Origin of the sequence: Rummeliibacillus pycnus (assembly GCF_050459865.1) — a bacterium.
Lineage (GTDB): Bacteria > Bacillota > Bacilli > Bacillales_A > Planococcaceae > Rummeliibacillus > Rummeliibacillus pycnus_B.
Map to the genome: position 1 here is coordinate 1 of NZ_JBCMNM010000046.1, position 14,955 is coordinate 14,955.

At 34.2% G+C, this 14,955-nt stretch carries 14 protein-coding genes and 1 other annotated feature; of the genes, 9 read left to right on the top strand and 5 right to left on the bottom strand.

Annotated features, from left to right (window positions below; genetic code table 11):
- Window positions 1-504: 504 nt before the first annotated feature.
- Entirely contained in the window at window positions 505-1,038 is a 534-nt protein-coding gene (locus ABE048_RS11020) for a GNAT family N-acetyltransferase (RefSeq protein WP_430311328.1), read from the top strand.
- A gap of 351 nt (window positions 1,039-1,389) precedes the next feature.
- On the opposite strand, the gene trpS is transcribed toward ABE048_RS11020, so the two are convergent.
- Window positions 1,390-2,379, bottom strand: coding sequence for a tryptophan--tRNA ligase (gene trpS / locus ABE048_RS11025; protein ID WP_430311329.1), 990 nt, complete (start codon window positions 2,377-2,379; stop codon window positions 1,390-1,392).
- Window positions 2,380-2,423: 44 nt separating this feature from the next.
- Window positions 2,424-2,643 (bottom strand) — a binding site (T-box leader).
- Between the two features lie 919 nt (window positions 2,644-3,562).
- Here trpS and spxA point away from each other — a divergent pair.
- From spxA to pepF, 4 genes are all read left to right on the top strand, one after another.
- Window positions 3,563-3,958 carry a transcriptional regulator SpxA gene (gene spxA / locus ABE048_RS11030; RefSeq protein WP_430311364.1) on the top strand — a complete coding sequence of 132 codons (396 nt, stop codon included), beginning with the start codon at window positions 3,563-3,565 and terminating at the stop codon, window positions 3,956-3,958.
- 389 nt (window positions 3,959-4,347) lie between these two features.
- Window positions 4,348-5,001, top strand: a complete 654-nt coding sequence (gene mecA / locus ABE048_RS11035) for an adaptor protein MecA (protein ID WP_430311330.1) — start codon at window positions 4,348-4,350, stop codon at window positions 4,999-5,001.
- Window positions 5,002-5,343: 342 nt separating this feature from the next.
- Window positions 5,344-6,477, top strand: coding sequence for a competence protein CoiA (locus tag ABE048_RS11040; RefSeq protein ID WP_430311365.1), 1,134 nt, complete (start codon window positions 5,344-5,346; stop codon window positions 6,475-6,477).
- A gap of 64 nt (window positions 6,478-6,541) precedes the next feature.
- Window positions 6,542-8,359 carry an oligoendopeptidase F gene (pepF, locus tag ABE048_RS11045; RefSeq protein ID WP_430311331.1) on the top strand — a complete coding sequence of 606 codons (1,818 nt, stop codon included), beginning with the start codon at window positions 6,542-6,544 and terminating at the stop codon, window positions 8,357-8,359.
- Between the two features lie 639 nt (window positions 8,360-8,998).
- On the opposite strand, the gene ABE048_RS11050 is transcribed toward pepF, so the two are convergent.
- From ABE048_RS11050 to ABE048_RS11065, 4 genes are all read right to left on the bottom strand, one after another.
- Entirely contained in the window at window positions 8,999-9,817 is an 819-nt protein-coding gene (locus ABE048_RS11050; RefSeq protein WP_430311332.1) for a DsbA family protein, read from the bottom strand.
- Complete coding sequence (locus ABE048_RS11055) at window positions 9,814-10,215, bottom strand: globin (protein ID WP_430311333.1); 402 nt, start codon at window positions 10,213-10,215, stop codon at window positions 9,814-9,816. The genes ABE048_RS11050 and ABE048_RS11055 overlap by 4 nt, the downstream gene beginning before the upstream one ends.
- Window positions 10,216-10,419: 204 nt before the next feature.
- Window positions 10,420-11,295: a lytic transglycosylase domain-containing protein gene (locus tag ABE048_RS11060; protein ID WP_430311334.1), complete on the bottom strand. Its 876-nt coding sequence runs from the start codon at window positions 11,293-11,295 to the stop codon at window positions 10,420-10,422.
- A 3-nt stretch (window positions 11,296-11,298) separates the two neighbouring features.
- Window positions 11,299-11,889: a CYTH domain-containing protein gene (locus ABE048_RS11065; protein WP_430311335.1), complete on the bottom strand. Its 591-nt coding sequence runs from the start codon at window positions 11,887-11,889 to the stop codon at window positions 11,299-11,301.
- Window positions 11,890-12,047: 158 nt separating this feature from the next.
- On the opposite strand from ABE048_RS11065, the gene ABE048_RS11070 reads away from it, so the two are divergent.
- From ABE048_RS11070 to ABE048_RS11085, 4 genes are read left to right on the top strand one after another with little or no spacing between them, the layout of a single operon-like run.
- Window positions 12,048-12,428, top strand: a complete 381-nt coding sequence (locus ABE048_RS11070; protein ID WP_430311336.1) for a hypothetical protein — start codon at window positions 12,048-12,050, stop codon at window positions 12,426-12,428.
- 27 nt (window positions 12,429-12,455) lie between these two features.
- Complete coding sequence (locus tag ABE048_RS11075) at window positions 12,456-13,136, top strand: GTP pyrophosphokinase (RefSeq protein ID WP_430311337.1); 681 nt, start codon at window positions 12,456-12,458, stop codon at window positions 13,134-13,136.
- Window positions 13,133-13,939, top strand: a complete 807-nt coding sequence (locus tag ABE048_RS11080) for an NAD kinase (RefSeq protein WP_430311338.1) — start codon at window positions 13,133-13,135, stop codon at window positions 13,937-13,939. The genes ABE048_RS11075 and ABE048_RS11080 overlap by 4 nt, the downstream gene beginning before the upstream one ends.
- Window positions 13,936-14,841, top strand: coding sequence for an RluA family pseudouridine synthase (locus ABE048_RS11085; protein WP_430311339.1), 906 nt, complete (start codon window positions 13,936-13,938; stop codon window positions 14,839-14,841). Before ABE048_RS11080 ends, ABE048_RS11085 begins: the two co-directional genes overlap by 4 nt.
- Window positions 14,842-14,955 lie beyond the last annotated feature (114 nt).

The following is a 14,955-nucleotide window of genomic DNA, read 5'->3' on the forward strand; positions in this document are numbered from 1 at the left end:
CGCTTTCCCGCAGGAGTCTTCGCTAATTCCACATCAACAAAGATAGCTATACAAGATTTTCATTATTAATTTTAATGTTTTTTACTTTTTCAGTGCATTCAATGTAGTGTTACTAGGTCGAAGCTAGGAAGCGTGGCATACTTCAACGAGGAAATTGAAGCCAAGTCTGTAGCGGAACATCTAAATCTGAATATGGAAATAACCGAAAATAGATTTACGAGATTGATTCATTTAGATTTCCAAGGAAGATGCCATATACTAATGAATAATTCCCAATTGAGCGAAAGACAGGGGACTCCTGCGGGAAGATCAAGCGAATCAAGACCCCGCACGAACGAAGTGAGGAGGAGGCTTGATGCTTGCCCGCGGAAAGCGCCTGTCTGTAGCGGAATATCCAAATCTAAAAGTGAAAAGTTTATGTTTAAATGTTCGAGTTTAAAAACCGAAAATAGATTTGTAAATTGATTCAAATAGTATTGTAAATATAAAAAAGGGAGTGGGAGTATGTTTCCATCACTAGAAACGAAAAGGCTTAGATTAAGAGAAATTGTATATGAGGATGCTCAAGGTATTTTTAATTGTTTTTCTAATAACGATGTAACGCGTTATTATGGTCAAGATACTTTAACGAGTATAGAACAAGCAGAACAGTTTGTTGACTTTTTCGCAAGAAACTATAAAGAAAAAAGAGGGATTAGATGGGGGATTGAATTAAAAGAAAAAGGGGGCATTATCGGAACAATTGGATTTAATGTTTGGTCTCCTAAGCATAAAAGGGCTGAGATAGGTTATGAACTTCATCCAGATTATTGGGGTAAAGGATACGCAACCGAAGCTGTCTCAAAAGTTATATCCTATGGTTTTAATGAACTTGATTTAACACGTATTGGAGCAGTTGTTTTTATTGAAAATACACCGTCTAATGAATTATTAAAAAAGCTTGGATTTGAAAAAGAAGGTGTTTTGAGAAACTATATGTACCAAGATGGTATTTCTTATGATACCAATGTTTACTCACTGTTAAAGTCAAAAGTGTAATAGGTGAAAGTTTTGAATAATTTAGAAATATCAAGAAATCAAAGAAATGTTATTATCTGTGACTACATAGAACTATAAAAATACAAATGATTCATTAGCAGCTATCTACTAAAAAGCCTTTCTCGAGAATAGAGAAAGGCTTTTGCTCATAGAATGTAAAAAATAGAAAAGGATTCATGCTTATGAGAATATTAATTTTTCTAATATGTTATGGCTTAATTGTTTTAACTACCACTCATATGATTTTATACCTAAACTATCACGCATTAGGATATACGTGGACGTCCGTATTTACATTTATCTTAAAGACCGCTGATTTTAAGATTTTTGTTGGTTCATGTATAGGTATGCTTATCGTCGTCTTCTTCCCAAGCCCATCGCAGTCTCCATCTTAGTAATTGTTTCGCTAGCAATAGCATTTGCTTTTTCTGCACCAATATCGAGAATGTGATCTAGTTCAGATGAATTGATTAATTCTTCGTATCTTTCTTGAATTGGTGTTAAATGGTTGATGATGCTTTCAGCAACACCAGCTTTAAATGCTCCATAACCTAAACCCTCATATTTTGCAACTAAGTCATCAATTGAAACATCAGTTAAAGAAGATTCAATTATTAAAAGGTTAGAGACACCCGGTTTGTTTTCAACATCGAATTTTACAATACCTTCAGAATCTGTAACGGCAGATTTCACTTTTTTCTCAATATCTTTGGCAGAGTCTAAAACGCGAATCGTTGCTTTTTTGTTATCATCCGATTTACTCATTTTTTTCAATGGGTCCTGTAATGATTTAATACGAGCACCGTTTTTAGGTAATTGAATTTCTGGAATTTTAAATGTTTTTCCATAACGTTTGTTGAAGCGTTCTGCTAAATCACGTGTAATTTCAAGATGTTGTTTTTGGTCTTCGCCAACTGGAACAATATCTGTGTTATAAAGTAAAATATCGCCTGCCATTAAAGGTGGATAAGTTAATAACCCAGCTGATACAGCATCTTTTCCATGAGCTTTATCTTTGAATTGTGTCATACGTTCTAGTTCACCAATGTAAGATGTACAAGTTAGCATCCATCCAGCTTGTGCATGAGCAGGAACTTCAGATTGGATAAATAATGTTGACTTATTAGGATCAATACCAGCTGCAAGATAAGTTGCGGCTAGGGTACGAATGCTTTTGCTTAGTTCATCACTATCTTGTTGTACAGTAATTGCATGTTGGTCTACAATGCTGAAGATACAATCATAGTTATCTTGCATTGTGACAAATTGACGGAAAGCACCGATATAGTTGCCTAATGTAATAACGCCTGTTGGTTGAACACCTGAGAAAATTCTTTTCATGTAATGATTCCTCCTTAGAATATAAAAAAACATCATGCATCCCAAATAGGGACGAATGATGTTTTGTATCCGCGGTACCACCCAAGCTTGTCGAAAAATCGACCACTCAATCTCATAACGTGAGATGCCCGAGCTTCACTACTACATGATGGTTCATAAAGCTAACTCAGAAGTCCATTCCTCATAGTGTATGATCTGTTCCCACCTTACACAGACTCTCTACACATACTTACTACAAGTACTATTCTTCGTCTTCGTTTTAATTATTTATGCTGAAAATTATAATATAGCCCCAAATAAATTACAAGCTTTTACTATGTTAAATAGAATATGCAATTTGATCTTACTTGATACATAAAGTGTTTAGTGTTTTAAAACAAAACATGACGATGCAAATTAAAGCAATGTGCTAAACTTAAATTTTTTTATATACTGGAATGTTTTATTGAAACTTAATCGTATCAATTTTATACAGCAAAATTCATATAAAATATACGAACATTTAATGAATTAATTGCAACGCTTTCGACGGCGAGTCCTCGAAAATGCATTCTCATTTCCTTCGTGCGATGTAATTTAGAAGAAAACTTGAGTTGAAAGCCCCGCGGAAAGCGAAGCTAATTCCACATCATGCAGAAAACAGATTAATATTATTAATATTTGTATTTAAACACTTTTTCAGTATCCTCAACGTAGTGAAGAGCGATTGAAGCCAGCCTCCGTTTGTAACGGTATACAAAATGAATTACATTAAATGAAATAAAATTGATATCGATAAATTTTTAGTATTTGTTCATAAAAAAGACACCTAAAAAATTAAGAAAGAATACAAAAAATGAAACCTTTTGAAATCTAGTTCGTAGATATAGTAGAACACAAAATATTTTCAATGTCAGGTTGCTAAATGAGAAAATTTTTATTATCTTTTGTTGTTTAAAAGCTATAAATTTTGGCAATATTAAAATTGTAAGTGAGAATTGCTCTATACGAATAACCTAAAAAGCTTAAAGTTATAGAATAATTAGTCATAAAACAATTGAAATTATTTCTTTTTTGTGTATATTCAAATGAGAAATTATGTTGTATAATGTTGTTAGACCTCTTTATTAGAGTAATTCTAATTTAAAAATAGATAAATTTTTATATACTTTGACTCACATTTTGAAAGGGTGTGTTTGATATGATGGTAACATTATTTACTTCACCAAGTTGTACTTCATGTAGAAAAGCAAAAGCATGGTTAGAAGAACATGAAATTTCATATAAAGAAAGAAATATTTTTGCTGAACCACTTAGCATTAGTGAAATCAAAGAAATTTTACGAATGACTGAAGATGGAACGGATGAAATAATCTCGACTCGTTCTAAAATTTTCCAAAAACTAAAAGTGGATTTAGAATCATTACCTTTACAACGTTTATATGAATTAATCCAAGAAAATCCTGGGTTATTACGTCGACCAATTATTTTAGACGAAAAACGTTTACAAGTTGGCTACAATGAAGATGAGATTCGTCGTTTCTTACCACGTAAAGTTCGTGCTTATCAATTACAAGAAGCACAAAAAATGGTGAACTAATCGCATAGTTAATGATCATATGTACAAGCTAAGCTAGAGCTCCGCATAAAAGAAATTTGGAGTTTTAGCTTTTTTGTTTTCTTTTTATTATTTGTTGGTGCATTTACCTCCCTTTCAATTTGCAAATTTGTGTGAACACTCCATCAAATATAAAAAAACTTTTATGCGACATTAATAGAAATATAGTATAATCTGTTGAATTTAACTTGCATTTGTAAACAGACTCTACTATATTTCATATACTATTGTTATTTCTCGAGATTTATCCTTTTCATTTTTCATCATCTCGTCATACAATAGTAAGAGACGCTGTTTATGTGGTACACCTTCAATTATCTGGCTAGCAGACAAATCTTTTTAGAAGTAGTGACCGGAGGGAGTTGTGTAATATGGATATGGAACGCATTAATGAGAATACACTAAAACTCTTCATTTCTTATCTTGACATTGAAGAACGCGGTTTCACGAAAGACGAAATATGGTATAACCGAGATAAAGGCGAAGAACTCTTCTGGGTAATGATGGAAGAGATCACTGACGATATAGATTTTGAAATGGATGGACCATTATGGATTCAAGTCGTTGCAAAGGAAACTGGACTTGAATTAACTGTTACTTCTGCCAAATTCACTTCAGATGGTTTGCTTGATTTGCCTTCGAGTCTTGAAGAGAAAAGAAAGTTTTTTGAAAATGCATTTAATGGTATGGATATCAAACCACATGAGTTTGATGAAATTTTTATCGATTCAGATGAGGGCGTAGATGGCTATACGTTCGAGTTAAAAGATTTCGATGACATCATCGATATAGCTTATAGAATCCCTGAGGGAGCAGATTTTGAAAATTCTTTATATGAGATGGATGGGAAATATTATCTTCATGTGGAATTTGATGAAGAATGCTCAATGGAAGAATTAGAGAATTATTTGAGTGTTATTTCTGAAGGTGCGGAAGAAGCAGATACGACGATCTACTTGTTAGAAGAATATGGAAAGCCTATTATGGCTGAACATTGTTTTGAAACAGTCCGTAAATTTTTTTAATGAATAGCGCTGTTAAGTTTGTTTGTTGATATCTGAAAGAAAAACTAATTGTGCTAGCACGCATCTCGTATTGCGTTTAAATATTGTGCTTAGCGTGCTGGTACAATGGATATTCATTAACATTGCCTAATAAATAAAACAATAAAAAAGGGGGTGTCTTAAAAGTTTAGTAAATATTACTTTTAAGACACCCTTTTGAATTGAGTAAGAAGAATTAGAAGATTTATACGCCTGTATTATTGTACTAGCTTCATCACAGAAAAAGTTGCCCAAATTTTTTGGACAACTTTTTTGTTGCAATGGGTACGGAAAATTCTTACAATTTAATTAGGAGGTGATACTATTTTAACAGCACTTAATGCGAATAAGCAGTTATTCGTATTGAAGAGAGAATATGTAAGAGATCAACTGTTGGAATTACGAAAAAATGAGCAGTTTTACTGTCCCCAATGCCAGGAATCTGTTCAATTGAAAATTGGACAAGTGATGATTCCACATTTTGCACATAAAAAACAAAGTAACTGTCAGCAAGCTTTTTCGGAAGGAGAAACAACAATACATTTATTAGGCAAACATCAATTGTATGAGATGTTTCAAAAGCTACAGTTTAAAGTGCAATTAGAACCTTATTTACCGAAATTAGCCCAACGTCCGGACATTCTAGTTGAGAGAGAGCAACAACAATTTGCGATTGAATTTCAATGTAGTACGATTTCTATTCCCCAAATGGAAACACGTACAATTGGTTATCTACAAGCAAATATAATTCCAATATGGATTTTAAAAACCCCAAAACACAAGCATCCATACAAAGATGGAGTTCAACAAATTAAACTTTCCCCATTTAATCAACAATTTACCACATATATTCAGAAACATGCGCATATCATTACTTTTGACCCTGACACAGCGGTTTTTTTATATTTTTCTTATTTAATGCCGATCGAGGGCTATCGTTTTATAGCACATGTACAGCATTTATCAATGGGAAATCAGCAGTTTCCATTTTTACAAGTAAAAGAGCCTACCGAAGTTGAATTTAATATTTATTGGAGGCTTTGGAAGAAAGCAAGGCAACAATTTCTCGACAAAAGATTATTAATAAGTAAAAAAGGAGTGCAAGATCCCTTTTTAAGAGCCTGTTATTTTATGGGCAATCAAGTGGAAAAGTTGCCATTATTTATCGGCATACCTGTGTCGAATAAAGTTAATTTTTCGGTTTTTGATGCTGAGTGGCAGATGTTATGGTTAATGTTCTTGTATGAACAAGGATTTGATTTAAGTCATATATCATCTGATGTTATTGATGGATTTAGAAAGAGATTCCCAATATTATTTATAAATGAAAAAGCAGTGGAAACCTTGCAGAATTATAATGAAATATTAAAAAAACTAGGGGTTAGGCAGATTAACAGTGATTTTGACGAAATAGCGCTATATCAGTATTTATACGCTCAATTTCTTGCAAAGGGTTAAGAAAATTGAGAAAATGTGAGAGTACTTCGTTTCTTAGGAGCAAATTAAAATAGGGGGTCATATCATGGCTGAGAATCAACAATCAAAAGTACTAACAAGAGAGGAGGTACCCACTGAGCTAACTTGGAAACTGGAAGATATTTTTGCAACAGATGCTGCTTGGGAAGAAGCTTATAAAGAAATAGGCGACCTAAGTAAACAAGCTGCTAGTTATCAAGGAACAATTAAAGATGGAGCTGAATCATTGTTAAATGTTTTACGTTTCCGTGATGATGTGTATAGTAAATTAGGCAAACTCTATGCTTATTCTCACATGCGTAATGACCAGGATACAACCAATTCCACTTATCAAGCGATGGATAGCCGTGCTAAAACATTATATGCCCAAATTTCAACAAGTCTATCTTTCTTAACACCTGAAATTTTATCTGTAGATGAAGCAGTTATTGAAGGGTACCTTAAAGAAAACGAAGATCTTCAATTATATAAACAAGAAATCGAAGAAATTAATAAAGAACGTCCTCATATTTTACCAGCAGAACAAGAAGCAATCCTTTCTCAAATGTCAGAGGTTACAGGTGCGTCTTCTAATACATTTAGCATGTTAAACAATGCTGATTTGGAGTTCCCAACAATTCAAGATGAAAATGGTGAACAAGTCCAATTAACACAGGGTAACTATGTACACTTCTTAGAAAGCAAAGATCGTTCAGTTCGTGAAGAAGCTTTCCATGCAATGTATAGTTCGTATGGTAACTTTAAAAATACATTTGCTGCTACATTATCAGGCAATGTGAAAGCACATAATGTAAGTGCAAGAATTCGTAAATACGATTCTGCTCGTCAAGCTGCAATGTCTGCTAACAGTATTCCTGAAAAAGTGTATAATCAACTAATCGACACAATTCATAAATACTTACCATTAATGCATCGATATATTTCATTGCGCAAGAAAATTCTTGGCGTTGATGAATTGCATATGTGGGATGTATACACACCACTTGTACCTGAATCTAAAATCGATATGACATACGAAGAAGCAAAAGGTCATATGCTGAAAGCTTTAAGTGTAATGGGTGATGACTATGTAGGCATCATTGAAAAAGCACTAAAAGATCGTTGGGTAGACGTGGTAGAAAGCAAAGGGAAACGTAGTGGTGCTTACTCTTCAGGCTCATATGGTACAAATCCATACATCTTGTTGAACTGGCATAATAATTTAGATAATCTATTTACACTTGTACATGAATTTGGACATAGTGTGCATAGTTATTATACTCGCAACAACCAACCAATCGTCTATGGCGATTATTCGATTTTCGTTGCAGAAGTAGCATCAACTTGTAACGAAGAATTATTAAATGATTATCTATTGAAAACTATTGATGATCCAAAAACACGAATTTACATTTTAAATCATTGGTTAGAGGGCTTCCGTGGAACAATTATTCGTCAAACCATGTTTGCTGAGTTTGAACATATCATTCATGAAATGGATCAAAAAGGTGAAGCACTAACAGCAGAAAGTATGACTAAAGTGTACTATGATCTAAATAAGCAATACTTTGGTGAAGATATGGTAGTTGATGAAGAAATCGGTTTGGAATGGGCACGTATTCCTCACTTCTACTACAACTATTATGTATATCAATATGCAACAGGAAAGAGTGCAGCTATTGCTTTAAGCTCTCAAATCCTTTCTGAGGGTGATGTTGCAGTTGAACGTTATATCAACAAGTTCTTAAAAGCAGGCTGCTCAGATTACCCAATTAATGTTTTAAAAGCAGCTGGTGTTGATATGGAATCAGCTTCTCCAATTGAAGAAGCGTGCAAAGTATTTGAACGTAATCTAGAAGAACTTGAAAAATTACTAGCTGAATAAATCAATATTCTCCAATGGGCTGTCCCAAAAGTAAAAAAAGTGCAAATCAATGTCATTGAATTTGCACTTTTTTGCGTTTGGAATCGATTGATTCCATTCCTGAGGTCGCTTTCCACGGATGTGGCTTGAACATGTCAGTATGATTTGCTCTATTTAAATAAATCAACGAATGATTAATATCGACAATTTTCGATACTATTCTCCGGATATCTCCAGAATTAATTTGTAGGAATAAATCCTATAAGCTATTATCATCGGCAGATTCATTACATAATATACAATTAAAAACTTCAAATACATTGGAAACGCTTACTATATGACAACTTTGTGAATATAAGCGTGAACCGTTGCTATATCTGCTTTTTCATGCTAAAGTTTAGATGTGAAATAAATCACAAACAAACATACACCCCTTTGTTTGAACGTGAACATTTCTCCCATCCCCTTTGTGAAAAGAAGCATCTCCCGTAGAGATGCTTCTTTTGTTTTTTGTCAAAAAATATCGAATCCAGCTTACATGGAATGTTAGATAATGAATGGCAAATTCTATTTAATGATGTCTCCACTTCTCACATTTGATGTTACATACAAAAAAACCAATGACCGTCTATATTGCCATTGGTTTTGAATATCTAGTATTTATTTTAAACGCCAGAGCGATAATTCATCACAAGTTATTCGATCTAGTTTTTGTTGGAGCATTTTTTTCTTTAGCTCACGTTCAGCTGTATTCAGAGAGATTTGATAAATAGCAGCAACTTCTTTTGTTGTTAATGTATGATAGCGGTGGAATAAATCTTCTACTGAAGGTGGTTGCTGACAAACTAGCTTTTCATCTAGTAATTCTTCTAATATCTTTTCATAGACTTCATATGAATAGGTTCCAGAAACTTTTAAACCCTCATCTTCTATGTTTTCATTGAAGAATACAAAACTCGGTACTTCATCTACTTCCATTTCGCGAGTAATACATAAATCACTTTGGAATGCACGTGAAGCTTCCATTGAAAGAAAATCAGATTGAAATTCCTCAACATCTAATCCGATTTCTTGTGCAATTTCTTGTAATGTACTGCATTGGCAGACATTCTTTGTATTAATCAAAGCGTATTCCTGTAATTTCATTAAAAAACGATAACCTGCTTTTTTCCCTTGAAGCTCTGCTGCTTTAACGGCAATAGAAGGTAGAACAGGATGCGATACATCGACAAGCTCCTCGTGTGATTCGCAGTCATTAATTCGTTGACATGCAGTGTTTAATGAATTAAGTTCTGTACTTAGTACGATACGCAAAGAAAAATATTGACCATAATTTATTTGTAATTGACGAATCAGTGATTGTAATTCCCAGCTACCTGGAGAAAGCAAATCCATGAAAACATATAGTTCAATTGACTTGCTCAAGGTAGTTGTAGGTGATACAGCAGGTTTTTCGACTAAATACTGAATATTGTTCACTCTAAAACCTCCTCGTCATCATCCGGTGCGTTAATCATGTGATGTGCTGTAAGGACGAGACGTTGATAATAGACATCGCGGAATTTACCTTCGAGACCTACCTCATCCATTGCTTCAGACATACATTCTAACCAAGCTTGTGCACGTTCAGGTGTAATTTTAAATGGCATATGACGTGCTTTTAGCATTGGATGACCGTGCTCTTCTGTAAAGATATTAGGACCACCTAAATATTGTGTCTGAAACTGTTTCTGTCTACGAGCTGTCTCGGATAAATCATCAGGGAATATAGGCTTTAGCTTCGGATTATTAGCGACTTTGGAATAGAAAATATCAATCATTTTATAAAGTTTTTCTTTACCAATTTCCTCATAAGGAATGATAGGTTTTTGCGTCATAGATGATTCTCCTTTGCTTTAGCTGTAATTCTATTTTATCAACCTCATTGCAATTTCTCAAACAAATGACTCGCTCTCTATTCCGAATTTCATATTTTGTGATGAAAAAAACCAATAACTGTCGCTTACTCAGAGCAATTCATCATAGTTATTAAAAAAATAAGGATGAATGAATAGTAGCGAAATTATTGGCATTTTGTCAAATTATGCTTTGTATGTATTCATAATATTATTGACGTAGTTCGTTGTTTCCTTATAAGGTGGAATACCGCCATATTTTGTAACGGCACCAGGACCTGCATTATAAGCAGCTAACATTAGATTGTAGTTTCCATCAAATTTGTCATACAGTTGCTTTAAATATTTGGTTCCACCCATTATGTTTTGCTCGGCATCATATACGTCGGATACACCTAAATATTTTGCTGTGCCAGGCATTAATTGCATTAATCCACCCGCACCAGCAGAACTTGTCGCATTGGGGTTAAAACTAGATTCTTGTTTAATAACGGATTTAATCATTTTTTCAGGAATACCATAAGTTTGAGAAGCTTTTTTTATTATTGCATCATAGCCATTATTAGAAGAAACTTTAGTCAATCCTGATTGCGGATTTGATAAATTGCTTAATGAATGGTTAAAACCATTATTAAGATTGTTCAGTACCGACGCAGGTGTATAAACAGGCGATGCTCCATTGTAATATAAAGAATTATTACTAGATAAATTATTCAGATTGTTTAAAATCTGACTATAATCTGAAGTAGCTGAATTTCCGAGACTGCCAAACATTTGACTAGAGTCTGTTGTATAATTGCTTCCCATAAAGTTATTAAGTGGGTTATCTGTTGATAATAGCTGAGATAAATAAGAAGAGCTATTGGAGTTTGAAAGAGAATTAGTTAGTCCAAGCATTTGTGAAGCATTAGTTGAACTAGTTGTTGATGCCGTCAACTGTCCCAACATTTGAGCGAATAAGTTCGACGTTGAAGTTGAACTATTCGTAACATTAGTACCAGTAGAGCTCATGTTTTGTAAGGCTTGGAGCTGAGCTAATGGTTGTAATGATTGTGTGTTCATCGATTACCCTCGTTTCTTATTGACAGCGCTCATAAATCGAGCGATTTTTTTATCAGCTGGTCTAAAAGGGATTGAGTATTGTGCAAGGAATTTCTTAAAGAGTACCTCACCAGTTGCTTCATCCTTTACTTCGTATTCTAATTCATAATCATTGGTGTCTGCATAATGTGAATGATCAAATACTAAAAGACCGCCTTTATATTCTATTTCGGCTCTTTTTGTAAAGAGTGTACCTAAAATTTGCAAATCTTTTGGATCTACCATTAGTGCTTGAAGGCGCTTTTCAACTTCATTTGCATGAAGGATAGAACTACCGGTTAAAATAGATTGAACTTCATCTTTTGTAAGCAGGTCCGTTGTTTCTGTTAAGCCGATGCCTTTTGCAGGTTCTTTTAATGTGCATTCAAAGCGGTTTTGTACTTCGCGAATGCGTAAACCAGAGCCTAAATTTTTTAAAGCAAAATCAGGCGTGTCAAAATAATGATTTGTTTGCTCGTGAAAATCTTTTTCTGTTACTTGGAAGGATTGACATAACTGATTAAATTCTTCTTTGGTTAACATATTTTTGAATTCTATTTCTAATTGTTGGGTCAATTTTAAACACCCTTTCTATTTATGAATTATAAAGGAATTTTATAACAATTTGCAATGTGATAAAAGATGAAAAAGCATGACAATTATCCAGAAAAGTGGTTAGAAATGAAAGAGCCTATGATAAAATAGATTGCAGATTCACAGAAAGGAAGATTGCTTTGCGTAAAACTTATACAGTCGAAAAAGGTTCAATACAAGATTCACATATCCAATTTGAATTACAAGAAAATAATGGTGAAATTAAATGGCAACCAGCAGGTCAAATAATTACAGATTCAGATGACATGGCTTTTATATACTTAATGGAAGAAGCAGATGGATATAGTTATGTGAAATTCCCACAAACTATTTGGCCACTATTAGTGGAAACGTTACAATCGAAAGCAAATCCTATGTTAAAATGGAATACTGAGCAGATTGAATTGGTCAACTTTCAAGATGAATTACAATCATTAATATATAATATTGAAGGTAACTATAATTATGGTGAAGGTTTTACAACTGCGGTTGAAGAAACTTTTGCACAATTACTTGAGTAATACCTAAATTTGTTAGGGGGACTTATCATGGGACAATGGGATCGCTTTTTACAGCCCTATAAGCAAGCAGTAGACGAATTAAAAATAAAATTAAAAGGGATTCGTACACAATTTGAAAAATCCAATACGACATCACCTATCGAATTTGTCACTGGACGTGTAAAACCACTTGCGAGTATTTATGATAAGACATTAGAAAAGGGACTAGTCTTTGAACCATCAGATACACTTGCACATGAACTAGAGGATATAGCTGGTGTTCGTATTATGTGTCAGTTTGTAGATGACATTCCTACAGTTATTGAATTATTACGACAACGGAATGATTTACATATCATTGAGGAAAAAGATTATATCACCAATGTAAAGAAAAGTGGATATCGTTCCTATCATATGATTATTGAATATCCTGTCGGTACCATTATGGGTGAAAAAAAGATATTAGCAGAAATTCAAATTCGAACACTTGCGATGAACTTCTGGGCTTCAATCGAACATTCCTTAAACTATAAATATAAAGGGCTTTTCCCTGAAGAAATTAAAAATCGTCTTCAAAGTGCGGCAGAAGCAGCTTTTAAGCTTGATGAAGAAATGTCTGAAATTCGTGAGGAAATTCGAGAAGCGCAAGCCTATTTTACAGAATATAAGGAAGCTTCTAAACCTAAAGTACGTCAAAATCAACCGAAAGGAGCCCAAGATCACCTATGAGATTTGCCGTCCAATCACGTAACGATCCACAGTCAAACGAACTAATGGAGCGTGCGATTAACTATTTAACTGATTTTGGTCTTGTTGTAGATGAAGAAAAACCTGAAATTGTATTATCCATTGGGGGTGATGGAACGCTTCTACATGCTTTCCATCGTTATACACATATGCTGTCTGAGGTTTCGTTTGTAGGCATTCATACGGGGCATCTTGGCTTCTATGCAGACTGGAAACCAAGCGAAATTGAAAAACTAGTTATATCTATTGCAAAAGGTGAATTTAAAGTAATTGAGTATCCTCTTTTAGAAGTAACGATTAATTATCAAACGAGTGATGATTGCTATACGTATTTAGCATTAAATGAATCTACGGTGAAATCTCCTGAAGTTACACTTGTAATGGATGTAGAACTAAATGGTCGTCCGTTTGAACGTTTTCGTGGTGATGGTTTGTGTATCTCTACACCTTCTGGAAGTACAGCCTACAATAAAGCGCTTGGGGGAGCTATTTTACATCCATCCTTGCAAGCGTTACAACTAACAGAAATGGCATCTATTAATAATCGTGTTTTCCGTACAGTTGGCTCCTCTCTTGTGTTGCCAGCACATCATAAGTGCATCTTAAAACCAGTAAAGGCAGAAGATTTTATGGTTACAGTTGACCATGTTCAACTATTGCATAAAAATGTAAAATCGATTCAATATCGTGTTGCAAATGAAAAAGTCCGTTTTGCTCGTTTTAAAGCTTTTCCATTCTGGCAACGTGTACATGATTCGTTTATTGATAGTGATTTACAAGAATGATTAAAGACTTTCGATATCGCATAACCTTTATCTCACAAAATGATAGCCAATTACTAAGAGAAGCATTAATGGAGTATGGTATATCAAAACGTGCATTAACAGCGATTAAATTTCAAGGTGGAGCTTTACTAGTAAATGGAATAGAACGAAATGTAAGGCATCCACTTGTAATTGGGGACGAGATTACAGTTATTTTTCCTATTGAAGAAATAAGCGAGGGGCTACTTCCCGAAAAAGGAGAATTAGCCGTGCAATATGAAGATGATGCATTGCTTATTGTAGAAAAACCACCGTATCAAAGTACAATCCCTTCACATGACCATCCCACTGGCAGTGTTGCGAATGTCGTAGCAGCGCATTTACAAGCACAACAAATTTTCTCTACCGTTCATGTGGTGACACGACTAGATCGTAATACTTCAGGATTAATATGCATTGCGAAGCATCGGCATATTCACCATCTTATGAGTGAAGCACAAAAGAAACATAGCATTAGCAGAACCTATGAAGCATTCGTTCATGGACACGTATTCGATGACTTTCAACAAATCATCTCACCCATAGGTCGTAAGGATGGGAGCATTATTGAAAGAGAAGTACGGCAAGATGGTCAATTTGCACATACAGATGTACAAGTCATCAAACGTTTTATTGTTCAAGGTGAGAAAGTGAGTCATGTAAGATTAACTTTGCATACTGGACGTACGCATCAAATTCGAGTGCATATGTCGTCAATTGGTCATCCTTTACTAGGGGATGATTTATATGGTGGCACAAAAGAACTCATTGATAGACAGGCCTTACACTGTGTTTCACTAGTTCTTCAACATCCATTAACTCATGAAAAAATGGAATGGCATAGTGAGCTGCCTGAAGATATGCAAAAAGTTATTGTAGTGTAATATTCGTTTGGATTAATCAATCTCTTCTATTTTCAGCGATTAATTCGGAAAAATTCCGAAATCTAGGTCGGTTGAATAAGTCCTTTAAATAGTAAAAGAAATTAAGTTAGCACC

What these genes read in the sequence shown, in the direction of transcription:
- ABE048_RS11020 (WP_430311328.1), top strand. Translation starts at nt 505, where the DNA reads ATGTTTCCATCACTAGAAACGAAAAGGCTTAGATTAAGAGAAATTGTA.
- trpS (WP_430311329.1), bottom strand. Translation starts at nt 2,379, where the DNA reads ATGAAAAGAATTTTCTCAGGTGTTCAACCAACAGGCGTTATTACATTA.
- spxA (WP_430311364.1), top strand. Translation starts at nt 3,563, where the DNA reads ATGGTAACATTATTTACTTCACCAAGTTGTACTTCATGTAGAAAAGCA.
- mecA (WP_430311330.1), top strand. Translation starts at nt 4,348, where the DNA reads ATGGATATGGAACGCATTAATGAGAATACACTAAAACTCTTCATTTCT.
- pepF (WP_430311331.1), top strand. Translation starts at nt 6,542, where the DNA reads ATGGCTGAGAATCAACAATCAAAAGTACTAACAAGAGAGGAGGTACCC.
- ABE048_RS11055 (WP_430311333.1), bottom strand. Translation starts at nt 10,215, where the DNA reads ATGACGCAAAAACCTATCATTCCTTATGAGGAAATTGGTAAAGAAAAA.
- ABE048_RS11060 (WP_430311334.1), bottom strand. Translation starts at nt 11,295, where the DNA reads ATGAACACACAATCATTACAACCATTAGCTCAGCTCCAAGCCTTACAA.
- ABE048_RS11075 (WP_430311337.1), top strand. Translation starts at nt 12,456, where the DNA reads ATGGGACAATGGGATCGCTTTTTACAGCCCTATAAGCAAGCAGTAGAC.
- ABE048_RS11080 (WP_430311338.1), top strand. Translation starts at nt 13,133, where the DNA reads ATGAGATTTGCCGTCCAATCACGTAACGATCCACAGTCAAACGAACTA.
- ABE048_RS11085 (WP_430311339.1), top strand. Translation starts at nt 13,936, where the DNA reads ATGATTAAAGACTTTCGATATCGCATAACCTTTATCTCACAAAATGAT.